Annotated in this window: 21 protein-coding genes; 10 read left to right on the top strand and 11 right to left on the bottom strand. The window is 65.0% G+C overall.

Going from position 1 to position 19348, the window contains the following annotated elements; all coding sequences use genetic code 11:
• Positions 1 to 83: 83 nt before the first annotated feature.
• The 3 genes from AAG612_RS05065 (at position 84) to phoU (ending at position 3089) form a co-directional block, all read left to right on the top strand.
• Positions 84 to 1550 carry a DNA recombination protein RmuC gene (locus AAG612_RS05065; RefSeq protein WP_342507848.1) on the top strand — a complete coding sequence of 489 codons (1467 nt, stop codon included), beginning with the start codon at positions 84 to 86 and terminating at the stop codon, positions 1548 to 1550.
• Between the two features lie 28 nt (positions 1551 to 1578).
• A complete protein-coding gene (locus AAG612_RS05060; protein WP_342507846.1) occupies positions 1579 to 2268 on the top strand; it encodes a hypothetical protein in 690 nt (229 codons plus the stop codon).
• Between the two features lie 143 nt (positions 2269 to 2411).
• On the top strand, positions 2412 to 3089 hold the full coding sequence (phoU, locus tag AAG612_RS05055; RefSeq protein ID WP_342507844.1) for a phosphate signaling complex protein PhoU: 678 nt from the start codon (positions 2412 to 2414) through the stop codon (positions 3087 to 3089).
• Between the two features lie 43 nt (positions 3090 to 3132).
• Here the strand turns inward: phoU and AAG612_RS05050 are convergent, their stop codons facing one another.
• The 6 genes from AAG612_RS05050 to AAG612_RS05025 form a co-directional block, all read right to left on the bottom strand.
• Positions 3133 to 3936 (bottom strand): TrmH family RNA methyltransferase, encoded by an 804-nt coding sequence (locus AAG612_RS05050; RefSeq protein ID WP_342507841.1) that lies wholly within the window; start codon positions 3934 to 3936, stop codon positions 3133 to 3135.
• 24 nt (positions 3937 to 3960) lie between these two features.
• On the bottom strand, positions 3961 to 4239 hold the full coding sequence (locus AAG612_RS05045; protein WP_342507839.1) for an HPr family phosphocarrier protein: 279 nt from the start codon (positions 4237 to 4239) through the stop codon (positions 3961 to 3963).
• A complete protein-coding gene (locus AAG612_RS05040) occupies positions 4236 to 4664 on the bottom strand; it encodes a PTS sugar transporter subunit IIA (RefSeq protein ID WP_342507837.1) in 429 nt (142 codons plus the stop codon). Before AAG612_RS05040 ends, AAG612_RS05045 begins: the two co-directional genes overlap by 4 nt.
• A gap of 50 nt (positions 4665 to 4714) precedes the next feature.
• On the bottom strand, positions 4715 to 5620 hold the full coding sequence (gene rapZ / locus AAG612_RS05035) for an RNase adapter RapZ (protein WP_342507835.1): 906 nt from the start codon (positions 5618 to 5620) through the stop codon (positions 4715 to 4717).
• An 81-nt stretch (positions 5621 to 5701) separates the two neighbouring features.
• Complete coding sequence (locus AAG612_RS05030) at positions 5702 to 7294, bottom strand: stimulus-sensing domain-containing protein (RefSeq protein WP_342508603.1); 1593 nt, start codon at positions 7292 to 7294, stop codon at positions 5702 to 5704.
• Between the two features lie 33 nt (positions 7295 to 7327).
• Entirely contained in the window at positions 7328 to 8113 is a 786-nt protein-coding gene (locus tag AAG612_RS05025) for a response regulator transcription factor (RefSeq protein WP_342507833.1), read from the bottom strand.
• 246 nt (positions 8114 to 8359) lie between these two features.
• Here AAG612_RS05025 and AAG612_RS05020 point away from each other — a divergent pair, with 246 nt between their 5' ends.
• From AAG612_RS05020 to AAG612_RS05010, 3 genes are all read left to right on the top strand, one after another.
• Positions 8360 to 9961, top strand: a complete 1602-nt coding sequence (locus AAG612_RS05020) for a phosphoenolpyruvate carboxykinase (RefSeq protein ID WP_342507831.1) — start codon at positions 8360 to 8362, stop codon at positions 9959 to 9961.
• A gap of 239 nt (positions 9962 to 10200) precedes the next feature.
• Positions 10201 to 10407 carry a hypothetical protein gene (locus AAG612_RS05015; RefSeq protein ID WP_342507829.1) on the top strand — a complete coding sequence of 69 codons (207 nt, stop codon included), beginning with the start codon at positions 10201 to 10203 and terminating at the stop codon, positions 10405 to 10407.
• A 119-nt stretch (positions 10408 to 10526) separates the two neighbouring features.
• Positions 10527 to 11366, top strand: a complete 840-nt coding sequence (locus AAG612_RS05010; protein ID WP_342507828.1) for a glutaminyl-peptide cyclotransferase — start codon at positions 10527 to 10529, stop codon at positions 11364 to 11366.
• A gap of 16 nt (positions 11367 to 11382) precedes the next feature.
• Here the strand turns inward: AAG612_RS05010 and AAG612_RS05005 are convergent, their stop codons facing one another.
• Together AAG612_RS05005 and AAG612_RS05000 are read right to left on the bottom strand one after the other, a co-directional pair.
• Positions 11383 to 13224: a DUF885 domain-containing protein gene (locus AAG612_RS05005; RefSeq protein ID WP_342507826.1), complete on the bottom strand. Its 1842-nt coding sequence runs from the start codon at positions 13222 to 13224 to the stop codon at positions 11383 to 11385.
• A gap of 54 nt (positions 13225 to 13278) precedes the next feature.
• A complete protein-coding gene (locus AAG612_RS05000) occupies positions 13279 to 13662 on the bottom strand; it encodes a DUF3597 domain-containing protein (RefSeq protein WP_342507824.1) in 384 nt (127 codons plus the stop codon).
• Positions 13663 to 13765: 103 nt separating this feature from the next.
• On the opposite strand from AAG612_RS05000, the gene AAG612_RS04995 reads away from it, so the two are divergent.
• Complete coding sequence (locus AAG612_RS04995) at positions 13766 to 13984, top strand: hypothetical protein (RefSeq protein WP_342507822.1); 219 nt, start codon at positions 13766 to 13768, stop codon at positions 13982 to 13984.
• Positions 13985 to 13987: 3 nt separating this feature from the next.
• Here the strand turns inward: AAG612_RS04995 and AAG612_RS04990 are convergent, their stop codons facing one another.
• The gene (locus AAG612_RS04990) at positions 13988 to 14680 is read right to left on the bottom strand and encodes an energy transducer TonB (protein WP_342507820.1); all 693 of its coding nucleotides are present in this window, start codon (positions 14678 to 14680) and stop codon (positions 13988 to 13990) included.
• A gap of 189 nt (positions 14681 to 14869) precedes the next feature.
• Positions 14870 to 15526, bottom strand: a complete 657-nt coding sequence (locus tag AAG612_RS04985; protein WP_010238692.1) for an alpha/beta hydrolase — start codon at positions 15524 to 15526, stop codon at positions 14870 to 14872.
• A gap of 121 nt (positions 15527 to 15647) precedes the next feature.
• On the opposite strand from AAG612_RS04985, the gene AAG612_RS04980 reads away from it, so the two are divergent.
• The 3 genes from AAG612_RS04980 (at position 15648) to AAG612_RS04970 (ending at position 18243) form a co-directional block, all read left to right on the top strand.
• A complete protein-coding gene (locus AAG612_RS04980; RefSeq protein WP_342507818.1) occupies positions 15648 to 16715 on the top strand; it encodes a cysteine desulfurase family protein in 1068 nt (355 codons plus the stop codon).
• A gap of 116 nt (positions 16716 to 16831) precedes the next feature.
• The gene (locus tag AAG612_RS04975; RefSeq protein WP_342507816.1) at positions 16832 to 17917 is read left to right on the top strand and encodes a cysteine desulfurase family protein; all 1086 of its coding nucleotides are present in this window, start codon (positions 16832 to 16834) and stop codon (positions 17915 to 17917) included.
• Positions 17914 to 18243, top strand: a complete 330-nt coding sequence (locus AAG612_RS04970; RefSeq protein WP_342507814.1) for a 2Fe-2S iron-sulfur cluster-binding protein — start codon at positions 17914 to 17916, stop codon at positions 18241 to 18243. The genes AAG612_RS04975 and AAG612_RS04970 overlap by 4 nt, the downstream gene beginning before the upstream one ends.
• 90 nt (positions 18244 to 18333) lie before the next feature.
• On the opposite strand, the gene AAG612_RS04965 is transcribed toward AAG612_RS04970, so the two are convergent.
• A complete protein-coding gene (locus AAG612_RS04965) occupies positions 18334 to 19242 on the bottom strand; it encodes a DUF4349 domain-containing protein (RefSeq protein ID WP_342507812.1) in 909 nt (302 codons plus the stop codon).
• Positions 19243 to 19348: the final 106 nt, after the last annotated feature.

Genomic DNA, 19348 nt, shown 5'->3' with positions numbered 1-19348 from the left:
TTTTCATTAAAGGAGCGGAAGGGGCGGGGGATAGTTCCCGAGCCGACTTGGCGCGCGTACCCGTTCCAGCTATGTTCCGACTTATGGAACTTGCAATTCTGGGTGTCGTGGCGCTGCTCATCGGGCTGGGCGTAGGTTGGTTCATCGGCGGAAGGCCGGCGGCGGATTTGAAGGTCCGGCTGGCCGATAGCGAGCGCGAAGCGAAGGAGATCGATGCCAAGTATCTGCGCGCTTACGCCGAGTTGGAGGCGGCGCGCGAGAAGGGGGCGCGGGTCGATACGCTGGAGGCCGAGCTGAAGGAAACGCGCGCGCGGCACGAAGCCGTGCAGGAAGAGCTGCGGCGGGCCAATGGCGCGCTGTCCTCCGAATTGGCGACGCTCAAGGAAAAGACCGCCAATTTCGACGAACAGAAGCGCCTGCTGGTCGAGGCGCGCGAGGAATTGCTCAAGGAGTTCCAGAACACCGGGTCCGCGGTGCTGACCAAGGCGCAGGAGGCCTTTCTGGAGCGCGCGAACGAGCGGTTCGGCCACTCCGAAAAATCGTCCGAAGAGAAGATCCGCGCGCTGCTCGCGCCCGTAGGCGACCGGCTGGCGAAGTACGAGAAGCAGGTTTCCGATCTCGAGGAAAAGCGGACCAACGCCTTTTCCTCGCTCGCCTCGCAAATCGAGCAGATGCGACTGGGGCAGGAAGAGGTCCGGCGCGAGGCGCAGCGGCTCGGCAATTCGCTGACCAACGCGCCCAAGGCCCGCGGGCGATGGGGCGAGCGGGCGTTGCAGAATGTGCTGGAACAGTGCGGCCTTTCCGAACACACCGACTTCATGCTCGAACAGTCGCTGGAGACGGATGAGGGCAGGCTGCGGCCTGACGCGATCGTCAACGTGCCCGGCGCCAAGAAGCTTGTGATCGACGCCAAGGTCTCGCTCAATGCCTATCAGGCTGCGTTCGAGGCTGAGGACGAAGATGAGCGCAAGCGCCATCTGGATCTGCATGCCAAGTCGATGCGCGGCCATGTCCAGACGCTGGGTTCGAAGAGCTACCAGAGCCAGTTCGACGACGCGCCCGACTATGTGGTGATGTTTGTGCCAGGCGAGCATTTCGTCGCCGCCGCGCTCGATGCCGATCCGGAGTTGTGGGATTTTGCCTTCCGCAACAAGGTCTTGCTCGCCACTCCTACGAACCTCGTGGCGATCGCGCGGACCGTGGCGCAGGTCTGGCGGCAAGACACGATCGCCAAGGAAGCGATGGAGATCGGCAAGGCGGGGGGCGAATTGTATGACCGCCTCGCCATCGCGGCCGAGCACATGAAGCGCGTCGGCGGCGGGCTCGAAAGCGCGGTCAAGAATTACAACAAGTTCGTCGGTTCTTTCGAGCGCAACGTGCTGTCCGCCGGGCGGCGCCTGTCCGAAAAAGGCATCGAGATCGGCAAGCGCGAGATCGAGGAAATACCGCAGATCGCGGAGACGCCGACCTACACCTCCGATGACGTTGCTGCTATCGAAAGTGAAGGGTCGCCCGACAAACTGGAGAATGCGCGCCACGTGGCTGAGTAGCTGGCGCGCGCCCCGGAGGGAGGCGAGAATGCGCAGCAGGTTGATACTCGGCACTCTGGTGGTGGGTCTGGTGGCCGCGCCTGTCGGTACGAACGCGACTTCGGCCACGCAACCAGATGCCGGGCCGCTCGCTCCCCGCGACGAATGCGAGGATTTGCCCGGCTACGCCGAGTTCAGACGCCAGCTCGATGACGCGATTACACTGCGCGACGCCGATGCCTTGCTGGCGCTCGCCGATGAAAGCGTGACGCTCGATTTCGGCGGGGGGATGGGGGTAGTCGAGTGGCGCGATCGGCTCGACGCAGGCGAATACCAGGGGTGGAGCGACCTTGCCGACACCGTGAACCTGGGCTGCGGCGTCAACGAGAACCTCGACGGCGATGCCGAGGACGCGGGCTATATCGCCTTCCCATGGTACTTTCCCAAGTCCATCGGCGAAGATCCGTTCGAAACGGTGATCGTGATGGGCGTCGACGTGCCACTACGCCAATCGCCGTCGCATGATGCGAAGATCCTGAGCCGGATAAGCTGGGACTGGGCGCTGGTCCGCTATGACGAAGGCGACGACGATGAGACCGGCTATTGGCCGGTAACCACGCAGCAGGGCGTCTCCGGCTATGTCTCCGAGCATGCCCTGCGCAGCATCGTCGACTACCGCCTCGTGGCGAACCGCCAAGATGGCAGGTGGAAGATCACGGCTTTTGTCGCCGGGGATTGACCGGCGCGGCCGGTGCGTACTGCGCGATCTTCCGGCCGGAATATGACGAATTTTCGAGACGGATTGCTCCAAAAGTGTCGCATTTTGGGGAAATAGCCGAACGAGCGCTTCCCTTTTTGTAATGAATCTGTCACATTCCGAAGATGGAAGTTACCCGGATCAAGGGCGGTCACACCGTCACCGCATTCGACGACGAGATCGCCGAAATCGCGATCGCCATCAACGCGATGTCGCAAGCCGCGACGCATGCGCTCGACGCATCGATGGATGCGCTCGTCAGTTCGGACCAGGCCCGCGCGAAGGAACTGATCGCGCAGGATCTGCGGCTCGATGCCCTCGAGAGCGAGCTGGAGCGTAAAGTGACGCGCTGCATCGCGCTGCGTGCGCCCGTGGCCGACGATCTGCGCTATCTGATGATGGCGATCCGGATCGGCGCGATGCTCGAACGCTCTGGCGATCACGCGAAGAACATGGCAAAACGAACCGGTACGATCGATCTGCGGGCCTCGGCCCCGCTGATGCAGAAGCTGCGCGAGATGAGCCGGCTCGGATCGTCGATGCTCGCGCAGTCGGTCGACTGCTTCAACCGGGGCGAGGCTGCGCTGGCGGTCGTCGTGCGTGATCGCGACGTCCAGCTGAACGCACAATTCGACGAATTTACCGAGCTTGTTGCCCGCGCGATGCGCGACGATGAAGCCTTCGTTCCCGATGGGGTGCAGTTGCTCTTCATCTCCAAGCAGCTCGAACGCGTGGGCGATTATGCAAAGAAGATCGCAGATAGTGTGAACTACATCGTCACCGGCGAATATCTGGCGGCCTGAGCAGGTCGGTGGTGCTACGCCCCCGGCTGTGTTGCGGAGGCGCCTATTCGATCGAAGCGAGCACCTCGTAAGCAAGCACCGCGGCGGCGACCGCCGCGTTGAGGCTGTCCGCGCGGCCCTTCATCGGCATCGTCACGCGAAGGTCGCAGGCGTCCTCGTAGGCTTGGGGGAGGCCTTGCGACTCGTTGCCTACCAGAACGAAGCACGGGGCGGCATAGGGCGCGCCGCGATAGGGAACGGCGTCACGTAGCGAGGCCGCCACCAGCTGCGCGCCTTCGTGCGCGCGCAACCACGGCACAAAATCCTTCCACCGCGTGCGGGCCAGCTGCTGGGTGAAGATCGCGCCCATGCTCGCGCGGACAGCCTCGACACCGAAGGGGTCCGCGCAATCGTCGATCAGGATCAGGCCGCCTGCGCCAACCGCGTCGCCCGTGCGAAGCATGGTGCCGAGGTTGCCGGGGTCGCGTAGCGCCTGCGCGACGAGCCAGATCGGCGCGGCCTTGCGGTCGATCGCGTCGAGCCCGGTGTCCCATTCGACAAAAGCGCCCGCGACGCCCTGCGGATTGTCCTTGCCGGTGATCTTGCTGAGGATCGCGGGCGTCGTCTCGATGACTTCGCCGCCCGTTTCCTCCACCGCGCGCTCGAGCGCATCGAGCAGCGGATGCGGATCGCGCCTTTCCGCCATCACGAGCGTTTCGGGCACGCGCCCGCTCTCGCGCGCATCGGTCAGCAGGCGCAGCCCTTCGGCGAGGAACCGGCGTTCGCGCTGGCGGTGTTTCTTCTCGCGCAGGCTCCGCAAGGCCTTGATCGCGGGATTGGAAAAGCTGGTGATGGAGCGGCGCGGCATGGGGCAGGTGGACCGGGCGCAGCCCTATTCTTCGCCGAAGCCGGTTTCGACCAGCTCCGCCAGTTCGGCCATCGCGGCAGGCGCATCCTCGCCTTCGACGATCAGGGTGATTTCATCGCCGCGCGCCGCGCCGAGCATCATCAGGTCGAGGATCGAGCGCCCATCCACCACGCGCTCGCCCTTGGCGACCCGGATTTCGGTCGTCTCCGGCCAGCGGCTCGCCAGTTCGACCAGCTTGGCACTGGCCCGGGCGTGCAGGCCGCGTTCGTTGACGATGGTGATGGCCCTGCGCTCGCCGCTCATTCGCCCGCACTCTTCATTTCTTCGCTCGGCCGGGCGAGGAATTCGGATGCGATGGTGATGTAGTTGCGGCCTGCATCGCGCGCTGCGCGCACCGCATCGGCTACGTCCATGTCCTTGCGCGCCCGCGCCAGGCGGATCAGCATCGGCAGGTTGATTCCTGCGATCACCTCTACCCGGCCTTCGTCGAGCAGCGAGATCGCGAGATTGGAAGGGGTGCCGCCAAACAGGTCGGTCAGCACGATGACGCCATGGCCCTGGTCGACCTCGGCGATCTTCTGGCTGATTTCTTCGCGGCGGCCCTCGGCGTCGTCCTGCGGGCCGATGCACACGGACGAGATCGACTCCTGCGGGCCGACGACGTGTTCCATCGCGGACACGAACTCACGAGCGAGCTGCCCATGGGTTACCAGAATGAGGCCAATCATGGGCGAGGTGTCTAAATCGACTTTCGCTCAACACAAGGGGCAACCGCCGATCAGGCGGTTTGCATCTCGACCATATCGGCTGCGCGGCTGCCGAGGTTGCGATGCGTGACGGTGGGCGCAAAGCCCGTTTCGCGTAGGGCCTGGGCCATCCTTTGCGCCGTGTAGACCGAGCGGTGGCGCCCCCCGGTGCAGCCGAAAGCAATGTGGACATAACTCTTTCCCTGCGCCTGATAGCGCGGCAGCAGGTCGATCAGGAGGTCGCGGATGCGGCCGAAAGTTTCCTCGAAACCGTCGGTCTGCTGCAGGAAGCTGGCGACGGGTTCGTCCAGTCCGGTCTGTTCGCGCAAGTCCGGATGCCAATGCGGATTGTCGAGAAACCGCATGTCGAACACCAGATCGGCGAGCGGCGGCATCCCGCGCGCGAACCCGAAACTGCTAACCGTGATCGCCAGTTCGCCCGCATTCTGGGTCTCGAAATTCTGGCGGACGAACTGCTGCAACTCGTTGGTCGCCAGCTCGCTGGTATCGATCAGCATATCCGCCCAGCGCCGCAGCGGCTCGAGCAGATCGCGTTCGGCGCGGATGCCGTCGATCGCGGTGCGGCCATTGGCCAGCGGATGGCGCCGCCGGGTTTCGTTATAGCGCCGCTCAAGCTCGCTGTTGTTGCAATCGATGAACTGGGTCGTCACCTCCAGATCGTCGCGCTTGGTGAGGTCTTTGGCGATCGCGACGATCGCGGAAGGGTCGAAGCCGCGAGTCCGGGAATCGAAGCCGATCGCCAGCGGCGTGCGCTCGTCGCCTGCCAGCACCTCTTCCACCAGCGGGCGCAGCAGTCGGATGGGGAAGTTGTCGACCGCTTCCCACCCGAGGTCTTCGAGCACGCGCAGACTGGTTGTCTTGCCCGCGCCCGACATTCCGGTGACCAGCATGATTTTCTGCGGCGTGCTCAATCCCATGCGCTCCATCTCGAAGACGTGTTGAGGCCATGATCCATCACCTGTGCCAAACGCAAGGTCGAACCGCTGGGCGAGACGCGCTCAAACACCGTTCGCACTGTCGTCGCGCAGGGCGGGCAGATCGAGCACGAGACAAGCGCCTTCCCCGCCATCGGGTCGGTCGTGGACGCTGAGCATGCCGCCATGGGCCTCGGCAATGGTGCGCCCGATGGCGAGACCCAGGCCGCTGTGGTTGCCGAACCCTTCGGTCTCGGGCCGGTCGGAATGGAACCGCTCGAAAACCTTGTCGCGCGAATCGGGCGCGATGCCGGGGCCTTCGTCCATCACCATCGTGACGAGTGCGTCGCGATCATGCGCGATCGTGACCCGCACCGTGCCTTTCTCGGGCGAGAATGACACCGCATTATCCAGCAGATTGTCGATCACGCGTTCCAGCCGTTCGGGCACGCCCATCGTCCAGGCAGCCTTGGCTGCATGATCGAAGACGACCGAGCGTCCCTGGTCGATCCCGCGGTTGCGGCGCCGCTCTATGATGTTGGCGATCAGCGCGATCAGATCGACCGGTTCGAAGGTCGCGCGCGACAGTTCCGCGTCGATCCGGCTGGCGTCGGAGATTTCGGTCACCAGCCGGTCGATCCGACGCACGTCGTGGGTCGCGATATCGAGCAGCTGGGCGCGCAGTTCGGGATCGTCCACGTGGCTGAGCGATTCGGTCGCGCTGCGCAAGGATGCGAGCGGGTTCTTGATCTCGTGCGCGACATCGGCGGCGAAATGTTCGACCGCGTCGATCCGGTGGCGCAGCGCGTCGGTCATGTCGGCGACCGCGCGGGCGAGCATGCCGATCTCGTCCTGCCGATCGGGCAGGCGCGGCACCTGCACCTCGCGCTCGCGCCCAAGTCGCACGCGCTGGGCGGCCTTGGAAAGCGTTTGAAGGGGCGAGACGATCGTGCGGGCAAGGAACAGGGACAGCATGATCGAGGCGAGGAGAGCGAAGAACACGCCGGTGCCCAGCGTGGAGCGCGCATTGCGGACCGATTCGGTGATGTCGATCGCATTGCGCGTAGTCAGCAGCGTGGCGCCTTGAAGGCCGACCGGGGCGGCGGCGGTGATGACGGGGGTGCGGTCCGCTGCCTGACGCAGCTCGATCTGCGAAATGCCCAGCTCGCGTGCGCGCTGCAACTCGGGCCACGAATCGGCGATATTCGATTCCGGCTCGATATAGCGGGGTACGGGCTGTGCGCTGACCACCGTATCCACGATCTGGTCGAGGAACCGGGCGAAGCGCAGTTCGAACGGATCGTCGGTCGGGTCGTCGAGGGTGAAGGTCGGCTCGCCCAGCTGAAAGCTGTCCGCGATCAACTGGCCTTCGGGATCGAACAGGCGCAGCCGCATATCCTGTTCCTTGCCGATCTGGAGCAGCAGGGCGTCCTGCCGCGCGCGGGTCGCGCCCGCGAGCGCCTCGGCGGTGATCTGCGCTTCGATCCGGGCGAGCTTGTAGCGTTCGTCGAGCAATTGCGCGCGGTAGGAATCGAGATAGACGATGCCACCGCCGAGCAGTGCAAGCGGCAGGATGTTGACCGCGAGAATGCGCGCGGTGAGCGAGATGCGGGAGAGAAAGCCGACCCGCTCCAATGGGCGGGCGATCCGCCGCACGCGGCCCGGCTCACCTGCCATGGTTGTCACTTGCCATGGTCAGCCTCCCATCCGTCAGCCGTCGCTGAAGCTGTAGCCTGCGCCGTAAAGGGTCTCGATCGCACCGAAGCTGGAATCCACCTGGCGGAACTTGCGCCGCATGCGCTTGATATGGCTGTCGACCGTGCGATCGTCGACGAAGACGTCGTCGGGATAGGCGGCATCCATCAGCTGGTTGCGGCTCTTGATCACGCCAGGGCGATGGGCGAGCGCCTCCAGCAGGAGGAATTCGGTGACGGTCAGCGATACGGCACGGCCGTCCCACGTAACCTGATGCCGGGCCGGATCCATCGTCAGCCGACCGCGGCTGAAACTTTCGCGCGAGGGGCCGGCCTCCTCGGTCGCCTCGCGCTCTTCCGGAGTGCCATCCTCGACACCCCTGCGGCGCAGGATCGCGCGAATGCGGGCAACCAGCAGGCGGAGCGAGAAGGGCTTGGAGATATAATCGTCCGCGCCCATTTCGAACCCGGCTTCCTCATCTCGTTCGTCGTCCTTGCTGGTGAGGAAGATGACGGGGAGGGGGGAACGCTCGCGCAGCTTGGCGAGCAGTTCCATCCCGTCCATGCGCGGCATCTTGATGTCGAACACGGCCAGGTCGGGCGGATTCTCGGTCAGTGCGCGAAGCGCCGTCTCGCCATCGGAATAGACGCGCGTCTCGAACCCTTCGGCCTGCAATGCGATCGAAACCGTGGTCAGGATGTTGCGATCGTCGTCCACCAGCGCGATCACACGCCGGTCGGTGCGGCGCAGCGGAGACTGCGAGGGCGGAAGGGGTTCGCTGGTGTCGGTCGTCGGTTCCATGGGGTCCAGTACGGTCAAGCGGTTGCTGCGCCATCAAAGTAGCGTGTGTGTGGCCTACTCACAACGCATCGCGGCCCGATGTTGCACCATTTGCTGCATGGGGCTCGCACCAATTTGACGGAGCGCGTCGGCCCGCTTATGCGCTGCTCGCAAGAAGCCATGTATACGTATGTGTGGTTCTTGTCCGATCCGGTTCTCCGGACGCTTGCTCAGAACATCACGTTTGAAGTCAGGAGATTGGCGAAAGTGCCTGTATCTTTGTCCCACAGTCTGGCGGACCAGGGCATCGAAACCGATGCCACCGTCCACGCCAATCTCGATAGCGCCTCGCTTACTCAAGCAGCGCTGAACAATGGCGAGGGCAAGCGCGCCAAGCACGGGCCGCTGGTGGTCGAGACCGGCAAGCACACCGGGCGCAGCGCGAAGGACAAGTTCATCGTCCGCAACGCCGAGACCGAGGATACGGTCTGGTGGGACAACAATGCCTCGATGACGCCCGAGCACTTTGCTGCGCTGAAGGAAGATTTCCTCGCGGCGGTGAAGGGCAAGGATACGCTCTACGTCGCGGACCTCTTCGGCGGATCGCAGCCCGAGCACCGGGTGAAGGTGCGCGTCGTCAACGAACTCGCGTGGCATAACCAGTTCATCCGCACGCTGCTGGTGCGTCCGACGCAGGACGAGTTGAACGGCTTCGTCCCCGAATACACGATCATCGATCTGCCCAGCTTCAAGGCCGACCCCGAACGCCACGGCTGCCGCAGCGAGACGGTGATTGCAGTGAACCTCGAAGAAAAGCTGATCCTCATCGGCGGCACGAAATATGCCGGCGAGATGAAGAAGAGCGTCTTCGGCGTGCTCAACTACCTGCTGCCGCCCAAGGGCGTGATGCCGATGCATTGCAGCGCCAATATCGGCCCCGACGGCAAGAGCGCGGTGTTCTTCGGACTTTCGGGCACGGGGAAGACGACGCTTTCCGCCGATGCCAGCCGCACGCTCATCGGCGATGACGAGCATGGCTGGTCGGACACGGCGGTCTTCAATTTCGAAGGCGGCTGCTATGCGAAGATGATCCGCCTCAACCCCGAGGCCGAGCCGGAAATCTACGCCACCACGAAGATGGAGGGCACGGTCCTCGAAAACGTGGTGATGGACGAGAACGGCGAGATCGACCTCGACGACAATTCGCTCGCCGAGAATACGCGTGGCGCATATCCGCTCAGTTCGATCCCGAACACCTCGGCCGAGAATATGGGCCCGCCGCCCAGCACCGTCATCATGCTGACCGCCGATGCTTTTGGCGTCCTGCCCCCGATCGCGCGGCTGACGCCCGATCAGGCGATGTATCACTTCCTCTCGGGCTATACCGCCAAGGTTGCAGGCACCGAGATCGGCGTGACCGAGCCCGAGGCGACCTTCAGCACCTGCTTCGGCGCGCCTTTCATGCCGCGTCACCCCAGCGTGTACGGCAACCTGCTGAAGAAGCGGATTGCCGAGGGCGGGGCGCAGTGCTGGCTCGTCAACACCGGCTGGACCGGCGGCAAGTACGGTACCGGCCACCGCATGCCGATCAAGGCGACCCGCGCGCTGCTCAATGCGGCGCTGGATGGATCGCTGAACGACGCCGAATTCCGTACGGACGAGAATTTCGGTTTCGAAGTTCCCGTCAGCGTTTCGGGCGTCGACAGCGCGATCCTCGATCCGCGCTCGACCTGGGACGATAAGCAGGAGTATGACGCGACCGCGCACAAGCTGGTCCAGCTGTTCGTCGACAATTTCGAGCCCTTCGCCGCGCATGTCGATCAGGGCGTGCGCGACGCCGCGCCGCGGTTGATGCCGCAGGACGCATAAGGCCAACGATCTTCCCGGTTGGAGAGGAGGGGCCCCGCACGGTGAAAGCCGGAGCGGGGCCCTGATAATTTCGGGCCTCGCGCCGGATATCGGGCCGTGTGGGACATCCGTTTCAGAGCCACACATTACCGAAGGTTAATTTCGGCCCTTCCGCGGCAGTGCGCGCGTATTTCCCGCATGAATTCAGACGGTAATTCTGACATCGGGGAACGGATCATGCTGCGTAACGGACATGCGCGTTGACGCGCTTCAAGCTCAGCTTCGATGCAGATGGCCTGCAACCTGCCCAGACTCTCGATTTCGAGAAGGACGACGGCGCCTTCGTATTCTGGCTCGATGAAACGGCAGACGGTCGCGAGGTCGACATTACCGCCGATGCGAAGCCGCTGGGCAGGCTGCAGCGCTCCCGTGCCCACAAGGATCTCTGGATCATTCGCCGGTCATAGAGGCCCGCCCACCGGAAGCCTCGGCGGCACAGGCGATATAGACCTCGGGTCCGGCCCATGCGAAACGGCTCGGAGCGCTTCAGCGCAGGGTCAGGCGCGATGGCGCTCGATGAGGAACTATGCCGATCAAGCTGCTCCTGTCATTCTCGCTCGTTCTGGCTGCGCTCGTTTCGCCTGCCATCGGCGTAGCGCAGTCCGCGCCTCAGGCTGGGACTACTGCCCCTGCCGAAACTGGCCCCGTCGTCTACGATGTCGAGGTTATCGCGCGCTATCCGCACGATCCCGATGCGTTCACGCAAGGTCTGCTGTGGCACGATGGGCACCTGTACGAGAGCACGGGGCAGGTGGGGCAGTCCCAAATCCGCAAGGTCGATCCGACCACCGGCGAAGTGCTCGCCGCGCGCGATATCCCCGCCGATCAGTTCGGCGAAGGACTGGCGCTGTGGGGTGATGAGCTCGTCAGCCTGACATGGCGCAATGGCGTCATCCACCGCTGGTCGCTGGAAGGGCTGGAGCCGGTTCGCAGCGACCCGTTCCCCTACGAGGGTTGGGGTCTGACAGTGCTGGGCGACCAGCTTGTCGCCTCGGATGGCAGCGCGACCTTGCGCTTTCTCGATCCGCAAACCTACGCGGTGCAGCGCGAGATCACCGGTACGCTCGATGGCAAACCCGTCCCCCGGCTCAACGAGCTGGAGGCGATCGACGGGCTGATCTGGGCGAACCAGTGGTACAGCCAGGCGATTGTCGGCATCGATCCTGCGAGCGGAGCGATCCGCAGCATCGTTGATATGAGTCCGCTGGTGAGCGAAGTCGCCGCCGCCGATCCGGGCGGAGTCCTGAACGGCATCGCCCACGACCCGGAGGCGGATCGCTGGTTCGTCACCGGCAAGCTGTGGCCGACAATGTTCGAAGTGCGGCTGGTCCCGCGCGCGGCCGAGCCGGACGCCGCCGCGCGCTAGACCATTTCGCGCAGCATCATCCGGCGGTGTCGATGTAGCGTGTCACGGTCTTCGCCATGACGTCGAGGGGCGAATTGCCGCCGAGGATTACCGCAGTGTTGAAACCCTTAAAGTCGTAGGCGTTGCCCATCTCGCGCTTGGCCCGCGCGCGCTGCGTGACGATTTGCGAGTGACCGATCTTGTAGCCGCAGGCCTGGCCCGGCCAGCTGCAATAGCGATCGACCTCGCTCGCCACTTCCTCCGCCTTGCTGCCGTTGCGCTCGACGAAAAAGGCGCGACCCTGTTCGCGCGTCCAGCGCTTGTGGTGCAGCCCGGTGTCGACCACCAGGCGGCAGGCGCGGAAGGCGAGACTCTGAAGGTAGCCGAGGCGCCCGACCTGAAAATCGTCGTAGGCGCCCAGCTCGTCGGCCAGCTGCTCCGCATAAAGCGCCCAGCCTTCGGAGAAGGCGTTGAAAGCCAGGATGCTGCGGATCAGCGGCAGACGGTTGGAGAACTCGCCCTCCCACGCGTGGCCCGGAATGCTCTCGTGGTAGGTGAGGTCGGCAAGGTCGTACTTTCGGTGCAGATCGGTCGTGCGCAGGTTGATCCACATGCGCGCGGGGATCGAGCCGTCCTTGCTGCCCGCGCCGCCATAGGCGCCGGGCGCACCGGGTTCTTCGGCGAGCGGCAGGCGACGAACTTCCACGTTGGGTTCGACCAACTGGTTGAACGCGCGCGGCATCTGCGCGGTGATCCAGTCGATCCGGCCCTTGATGAAGCTCATGATCTCGTCCCGGCCCGGATCGCCTTCCGCAAACTGGTATCGCTTGTCAGTACTCAACGCCTGCATCCGCTCGCCCACGGTGCCGCTATCGTAGCCGATGTCGCGCAGGATCGGGTCCATCCGCGCATGCAGCGAATCCAGTTCCTCCAGTCCCTGCTCGTGGATTTCATCGGGACCGAGATCGGTCGTGGTGCTGGCCTTCAGCGCCCAGCGATACCATTCCTCGCCGCCCGGCCGCGCCCACATGCCGGCCTCCGACGTCGCGACCGCGCGTTCCGCCTTCAGCTCGGCGAGCTGGCGCTTCAGCGCATCCGCGACCGGGCCTCTGGTCAGCAGGCTCACCCGCCCGGCCCGGCCGGTCGGCAGCCCCGCTTCCGTCAGCTTCTCCTGCAGGCTGGTGGTAAAAGGTTCGCCCTTTTCGGCGTCCGTGATGGTCCGCTCCATCTGAGCGATCGCCTTGTCTAGCAGGAAGTCGGGCGGCACCACGCCCATCGCCCGGGCCGACCGGATACGTTCGAGCTCGCCGTCGAGCACCTGCGGCATCGCCTCGATCCGGGAGACGAACGCGTCGGCATCCGCCGCGTCTTCGACCGGGTGTGAGGAATCCATGAAGCGCGGCATGTCGAGATAGGTGCCGACGTTCTGGATGACCACATAGGGCGCGTTACGCCATGATCCGACCGCGACATCGCCGTAGGGCAGGTCGAAGCCTTCGACTGCGGTCGCGAAGGCGCTGCGGACGACTTGGTAGCTGGTCTGCTGATCCGGCGTGAGGCCGCTTTCGTCGAGCCCGTCCATCTGGTTTACCACCGACCGCAGGTAGGCGGCGTATTCGCGCTGACCTTCGGGAGACTGGTCTTCGAGCATTCCGCGCCATGCCGCGTATTTGCCGGTGTCGACGCCGAGACTGGTGGCCCTCTCCGGCTCGTACTTGAGCATCCCGTAGGCGACATCGTCGAGCCACTGGTCGGGTGCGATCGTCATGTCGCGCAATGCCGGGCCGGACCCGCGCGTAGTGCATCCGCCCAGCGTCAGGGCGGTGGTGGCGGTGAGACCGGCGAGGGTCTGGCGGCGCGTTAGGGAGAGGTTGCTCATGCAGACGGGTGTGGCGTCGTTCGCCACACCCGTCAAATCTTTGGTGCGCTTGCCTTACTGAAGCAGTTCGGGGGGCACATTGCCGCCGTGGTCGGCGATTTCCTGCATCACGCGCTTGTGCAGCCAGATATTGTCTTCGGCGCTGCCTTCGTAATCCACGCGGCCCATCTCGCCCGCCAGTTCCTTGCGGTTTTCGTAGCTGGGATCGATGCTCAACAATTTGAGCAGGTCGACGATCGAGGTGCGCCAGTTGAGCCTGTCCGAACCCTCGATCTGGTCCAGCCGCTCTGCCACGTCGACCGTGCTGGTCGGTTCGAACGCGACGCCCGAATTGTTGATCGTTTCCTTCGCAGGGGTGGTCGATGGCGCGGGCGCCGGCTTCTTCTCGGGCTTGTCGTCGCCGAAGATCGCGTCCTTGATCGATCCGAAAATACCCATGTTCATCTCCTGTCGCTCATCGCGGCAGGGGTGCCGCATTTAAAGACAAGCTTCGGCTGCATCGGGCGTTCCGCATCGGCGCGATCGGGTGTAGGCGAAAGGCATGCTCGATATCGTCCTTTCGCTGCTCGTCCTCGCATCGCTGGTCCTGATCGGCGGCGCGTTCATCCTGTTTCGCCGTGGCTACCGCAAGCAAGCGGGCCTGATGGTGGTCGCGGCGCTCGTCGCGATGTTGAATGTCGCGATCTGGACGATCCCCGATTCCAGCGGCCGCTCGCCGATCGATGGCGTGCCGGCCGACGAAACCGGGGAAATGGGCTAGCGATCAGTCGGGCAGCTGCCAGCGCACCGCGCCGGTATACTTGCCCGCCGTCGCGCGGCCCTGATCGTTCTTCGCCGGATCGAAGCGCGCACGCCGCGTCACCAGCTGGCAGGTCGCCTCGTCGAGCGCAGAGACGCCGCTGGAACGCGTGACCGAGCAGCCTTCCACTCGCCCGCTCGCCCCGACCGACACGCGGAAACCGACCGTCCCCGCATAATCGCGCGAGATCCAGCTGGTCCGGTAATCCGCCTGCGTGACCCAGCCGCCCGGATTGTTTGCCGGGCGCGCGGGCACGGCGTCAAAGCTGGGGGTGGGGCTTGGCGGCGGGGGCAGCGGCGGGGCAATCGTCGGCAGGGCGGACGGGATGACGTTAGGCACGGGAGGGGTCGGCGGCAGGATGATGTCGCTGGTGTCGACCCTAGGCGCGCTGGTCGGGATGCTGATCGGCGGCTTGGGCGCAACGATTGAGCGCGATGACGCGTCCTGGGTCTGCGTTGGCTCGGGCGTCGGCTCCGGCGGCGGCGGTGGCGGCTCTATCGGAATCTGACCGGCGCTAATCGGAGGATCCTTTGGCGGTGCGAAACCGCCCGTGGTCAGTCCGTAGATGAGCAGCGCGCCGAGCCCGGCATGGATTGCGCCGACCGTGACGATGGCCGTCATCCGGTTCTGGGGGGTGTTTGCTGTGGCGTATGCCATTGGCATCTCTCCTGTTTTTTGCGAACCGGCTGCTGGCCGGCACACGGAGATGATACATTATTACTATGAACAAGCGCTAGATGGTATAACGTTTCAAAGCCGAACCGAATAACGACACGGCTCTACGCCCCGCAAAACTGCGGGTTTCAGCTCAGCCTGACGGGAGTGCGGCCTATCCGGCCTGCGTGATCAGCGGATCGGGCAGGAAGGATCGAGTCGAAAATCGAGGTAATTGTTCACCGCGCCCATCATCTCGTCGTGCTCCTTCTCGAAGAAGTGGTTGGCACGCGGGATTTCCTCGTGGTGAATCGTGATGTGCTTTTGCGTCCGCAGCTTCTCTACCAGCTTGGTGACCGCAGGCGGCGGCACCACCGTGTCGGCCGCGCCGTGGACGAAGATGCCGCTGGCGGGGCAGGGGGCGAGGAAGCTGAAGTCGTACATGCTCGCCGGCGCACCGACCGAGATGAAGCCGCGAATCTCGGGGCGGCGCATCAGCAGCTGCATGCCGATCAGCGCGCCGAAAGACACACCGGCCACCCAGGTGACCTGCGCTTCTTCGTGGATCGACTGGATCCAGTCGAGCGCGCTGGCCGCGTCGGAGAGTTCGCCGATGCCGTTGTCGAAGCTGCCCTGGCTGCGGCCCACGCCGCGGAAATTGAAGCGCAAAGTCGCGAAGCCGCGATCGACGAAGGTCTTGTACAGGCTCTGCGTGATCCGCTCGTTCATCGTGCCGCCGCCCTGCGGGTGCGGATGGAGGATCAGCGCGACCGGCGCGCGCGGGCGCGGCGGGGGCGAGAAACGGCCTTCGAGGCGGCCTTCGGGGCCGGGGAAGATGACGGTGGGCATTGGTGCTGTGATCCGGAAATAGCTGGGCTGGCACAAGCGCCATCGGTTTGGGCGGTGGCGCGCGCGAGGTGGGCGGCTATATAGGCTTTATGCCGCATTTCGCAATTACTTCGAGCATCTGATGGCGCGCCCCCGCATCTATCTGGACCACGCCGCCACCTCGCCGCTCCGCCCCGAGGCGAAGGCCGCGATGGAGGAGGGCTTCGCGATCTGGGCCAACCCCTCGTCTCCGCACGCCGAGGGACGCAAGGCGAAGCAGGCGCTGGAAGATGCCCGCACCCGGTTGAAGGCGGCGCTGGCGTGGGAAGGCGAGGTGATCTTCACCAGCGGCGCAAGCGAGGCGCTGTGGATCGCGCTCAACCGCGCGAAGGTGGATCGGCGTATCGTGAGCGCGGTGGAGCATGATGCGGTGTTCCGTGCAGCGCCCGATGCGGAGGTTGTGCCGATCGCAGAGATGATGGCCGAACCGGAGTGCGAAGCTCTCGACACGGCGTTGGCCAAGCCGGGCAAGGCATTGGTTGCCATCCAGTCGGTCAATTCGGAGACCGGCACCGAGCTGATCAGACCGGGAAGCGATCACACGCAAGAGATTGTAGAACGGGTTCGCGCAGTTGGTGGGCTGTTCCTGTGCGATTGCTCGCAAAGCGCAGGTAAGCGTCGGATACCCGATGTGGATATGGCGGTTGTTTCGGCCCATAAACTGGGCGGTCCCATCGGGATCGGCGCGCTGCTGGTGCGCGACTATGCGATGCTTGAGCCTATGGGTGGGCACGAGCGCGGCTATCGGCAAGGGACCGAGAACATGCTTGCCGCGTTAGGCTTCGCCGCGGCTCTGGAGGCCGGAGGCCAGCGTTCTTGGGCAACCGATGCTGGGCAGCGTCTCGATCTACGCGATCAGCTCCGAGGAGTTGGGGAACCGCTGATCTTCGGTCCCCAGCGATCCTATATCATTGCCGTTGCCCACCCGACCATGAGCGCCCAGGCTCAGCTGATCCGCCTCGACTCGATGGGTTTCGCGGTCTCGGCGGGAAGTGCGTGTTCCTCGGGCACGCTCAAGAAGAGCCGTGTGCTCGATGCGTTCGGCGTGCCCGACGATGTCGCCGCGCGCACGATCCGGGTCAGCATGGGGTGGAGCACCACGCCGGAGGAACTGGACGCGTTCGCTGAGGCTTGGCGCAGCCTCACCTGAAGCTCCGCCGTCCCCCCGGACTTGATCCGGGGTCCCGTTTTCTTTCGCGTCGCCCCGCAAGAAAGCCTTGCCCCGGATCAAGTCCGGGGCGACGTAGCGGGTAGGATGAGAAAGCAATGATCTACCTCGACTACCAGGCCACCACCCCCCTCGCGCCCGAAGCGCGTGAGGCGATGATCCCATGGCTCGGCGGGCCCGACTCCAACACTTTCGGCAATCCGCACAGCCCGCACCGCATGGGCCGGATGGCTGCGGCGGCAGTGGAGGTCGCGCGCGAGCAGGTGGCGGCGCTGTTCCCGCCCGGCGGCCAGGTGATCTTCACCGGCAGCGCGACCGAAGCGATCAACCTCGCGATCCGGGGCAATGCCGCGGTCCGCTCGGGCGAGCACACGGCGTTCTGCGCAATCGAGCACGCGGCGGTGATCGATACGGTCAAGGCCATCGGCAACTGGACCGAATTGCCGGTCGGCGCGGATGGCGTGATCGTGCCCGATGTCGACATGCCCAAATATGTCGGGCTGCTCGCGGTGATGCAGGTCAATAACGAGATCGGCACCATCCAGCCGATTGCCGAGATGGCGAAGCGCGCCAAGGAAACCGGCGCGCTGCTGCTGGTCGACGGGGTGCAGGCGGCGGGCAAGATGGCGTTGCCCGCGGAGGCCGACATGATCGCGGTGAGCGCACACAAGCTGCACGGGCCCAAGGGCATCGGTGCGCTGTGGGTGCGCGACGGGCTCAAGCTTATCCCGCATGTCGAGGGCGGCGGGCAGGAACAGGGGCTACGTTCGGGCACGCTCTCGCCTGCTTTATGCGCCGGGTTCGGCGCGGCGGCGGCGCAGGCGGTCGAGCGGATGGAAGAGGACGCGACGCATGCCGAAGAGCTGTGGCAGATCGCCCGCGATGCGTTCGATGGCTGGACGCTCAACGGCAGCGCGGAGCAGCGCTGGCACGGCAACCTCAACATCCGCAAGGACGGCCTCGACGTCGCCCGGCTGATGAGCGAATGCCGCGAAGTCATGTTCTCCGCCGGGTCGGCCTGCGCCAGCGGATCGGGCCGGACGAGCCATGTGCTGCGCGCTATCGGGCTGAGCGATGCGCAGGCGAAATCCTCGATCCGCCTCGGCTGGGGCCGCTATACTACGCGCGAAGATATGCAGCGCGCTTGCTCGATCATCCTCGAGGCGGCAGACTCGCAAGGATGAAAGTCACCTTCATCAAATCGGACGGCCAACGGGTCGAGACGGACGCAGAGCCCGGCGACGTGCTGCTGCGTGTAGGGCAGGCGGCGGGGATGCCGCTGGAGGGCACGTGCGAGGGGCAGATGGCCTGCTCCACCTGCCACGTGCTCGTCGCCAAGGAATGGTTCGCTCGGCTGCCCGAGGCGAGCGAGGACGAGGAAGACATGCTCGACCTCGCCTATGGCGTGCGGCCGACCAGCCGCCTGTCGTGCCAGATTACCCTCACCGACGCGCTCGACGGGCTGGAAGTCGCCATCCCCGCCGATGCGCATGATATGAGCCGGGGGTAACGGGGTGGAGGGGCCTCCGCCCGCCCGTGCAGATGCCCCTCCGCGGCGGGCCGTCCGGGAGAAAGACGACCCGCCAACCAACAAGGGCCGCTAGGTAGCCGGGCTGCCGACCCAGCCGAGCTTGCGCGCCGCCCAGACCACCGCGCCCACCGGCAGTGCGATGGCGCCCAGCACGATCAGCACGGCGAGGGTCCAGCCGAAGATCCCTCCGAGCGAGCCGAGCGCGCGCTGAACCGGCTTCAGGAAGTCGCTGGTTACCGGCTGCCCGGTTTCGTAGCGAACCGTCACCTTGCTGAAGGCGACGCGGCCTTGCATTTCGCTCAGCCAACTGCGCGCCTGGTCGATCTCCTGATTGACCTGCGCGACGCTGCGTTCGGCCTGGACCAGCTCGCTCACGCTGCCCTTGCGGGTGCGCAGCACCTCCATCAGCCGGTCGCGCAGCTCGGTGCGGGCGCGCAGCTGCGCCTGGGTGTCGACGATCTGCTTGGACAACTCTTCGGCGGAAATCTCTGCCGAGATCTGCTCCGCGCCAATATCGCCCGCTTCTTTTTCGAGCAGCGCACCGAAGGCGCGGGCATGGCGGGTGGCGACGGCGAGTTGCAGTTCGCCCGTCACCTCGTCTGCCTCCTCGCCCGATTTGCTCATCCCCACGATCTGGCAACTCGTCGGGCCCTGCTGTTCGCACAGGTCCGCATGGCGCCGCTGGAGCGTGCCGATATCCTCGCCCGGCATGCGGAACGCGAAATCGTAGACATAGGCGAGCTTTGGCAGGCTGACTTCGAGCGCGCCGAGTTGCGGCAGGCTTGCATCGGGGCCCGCGGCTGGATCGGCGACGGCCTCGGCGGTTTCCTCCGCCATCATCGCGTCGCCTTCATAGTCGGAGGCCGCGTCGACCACTGCCGCCTCCTCGGTCTCATAGGACGCATCGCTGCACGCCGCGACTGCCGCCAGCGGCAGCGCCGCACACAAAATCAGGGGTTTCCGAAAAGCACGCCTCATAGTTGCCTCCTTTATGCCTTGATATCGCCATAATTGCGCCGCAATTAAGACATGGTCAAGACACAATTGGGCCTTCCCTGCCGCATTTGTGGCAAGGCTTTGAACT

Origin of the sequence: Citromicrobium bathyomarinum (genome assembly GCF_038594605.1) — a bacterium.
Taxonomy (GTDB): domain Bacteria; phylum Pseudomonadota; class Alphaproteobacteria; order Sphingomonadales; family Sphingomonadaceae; genus Alteriqipengyuania; species Alteriqipengyuania bathyomarina_B.
The sequence above is the reverse complement of the archived record's forward strand: the minus strand, read 5'-3'. Positions and strand labels throughout refer to the sequence as shown.

Excerpts from the sequence above, each read along its gene's own strand:
- AAG612_RS05065 (WP_342507848.1), top strand. The coding sequence starts at position 84 with ATGGAACTTGCAATTCTGGGTGTCGTGGCGCTGCTCATCGGGCTGGGC.
- AAG612_RS05060 (WP_342507846.1), top strand. The coding sequence starts at position 1,579 with ATGCGCAGCAGGTTGATACTCGGCACTCTGGTGGTGGGTCTGGTGGCC.
- phoU (WP_342507844.1), top strand. The coding sequence starts at position 2,412 with ATGGAAGTTACCCGGATCAAGGGCGGTCACACCGTCACCGCATTCGAC.
- AAG612_RS05050 (WP_342507841.1), bottom strand. The coding sequence starts at position 3,936 with ATGCCGCGCCGCTCCATCACCAGCTTTTCCAATCCCGCGATCAAGGCC.
- AAG612_RS05045 (WP_342507839.1), bottom strand. The coding sequence starts at position 4,239 with ATGAGCGGCGAGCGCAGGGCCATCACCATCGTCAACGAACGCGGCCTG.
- AAG612_RS05040 (WP_342507837.1), bottom strand. The coding sequence starts at position 4,664 with ATGATTGGCCTCATTCTGGTAACCCATGGGCAGCTCGCTCGTGAGTTC.
- rapZ (WP_342507835.1), bottom strand. The coding sequence starts at position 5,620 with ATGGGATTGAGCACGCCGCAGAAAATCATGCTGGTCACCGGAATGTCG.
- AAG612_RS05030 (WP_342508603.1), bottom strand. The coding sequence starts at position 7,294 with ATGGCAGGTGAGCCGGGCCGCGTGCGGCGGATCGCCCGCCCATTGGAG.
- AAG612_RS05025 (WP_342507833.1), bottom strand. The coding sequence starts at position 8,113 with ATGGAACCGACGACCGACACCAGCGAACCCCTTCCGCCCTCGCAGTCT.
- AAG612_RS05010 (WP_342507828.1), top strand. The coding sequence starts at position 10,527 with ATGCCGATCAAGCTGCTCCTGTCATTCTCGCTCGTTCTGGCTGCGCTC.
- AAG612_RS05005 (WP_342507826.1), bottom strand. The coding sequence starts at position 13,224 with ATGAGCAACCTCTCCCTAACGCGCCGCCAGACCCTCGCCGGTCTCACC.
- AAG612_RS05000 (WP_342507824.1), bottom strand. The coding sequence starts at position 13,662 with ATGGGTATTTTCGGATCGATCAAGGACGCGATCTTCGGCGACGACAAG.
- AAG612_RS04995 (WP_342507822.1), top strand. The coding sequence starts at position 13,766 with ATGCTCGATATCGTCCTTTCGCTGCTCGTCCTCGCATCGCTGGTCCTG.
- AAG612_RS04990 (WP_342507820.1), bottom strand. The coding sequence starts at position 14,680 with ATGGCATACGCCACAGCAAACACCCCCCAGAACCGGATGACGGCCATC.
- AAG612_RS04985 (WP_010238692.1), bottom strand. The coding sequence starts at position 15,526 with ATGCCCACCGTCATCTTCCCCGGCCCCGAAGGCCGCCTCGAAGGCCGT.
- AAG612_RS04980 (WP_342507818.1), top strand. The coding sequence starts at position 15,648 with ATGGCGCGCCCCCGCATCTATCTGGACCACGCCGCCACCTCGCCGCTC.
- AAG612_RS04975 (WP_342507816.1), top strand. The coding sequence starts at position 16,832 with ATGATCTACCTCGACTACCAGGCCACCACCCCCCTCGCGCCCGAAGCG.
- AAG612_RS04970 (WP_342507814.1), top strand. The coding sequence starts at position 17,914 with ATGAAAGTCACCTTCATCAAATCGGACGGCCAACGGGTCGAGACGGAC.
- AAG612_RS04965 (WP_342507812.1), bottom strand. The coding sequence starts at position 19,242 with ATGAGGCGTGCTTTTCGGAAACCCCTGATTTTGTGTGCGGCGCTGCCG.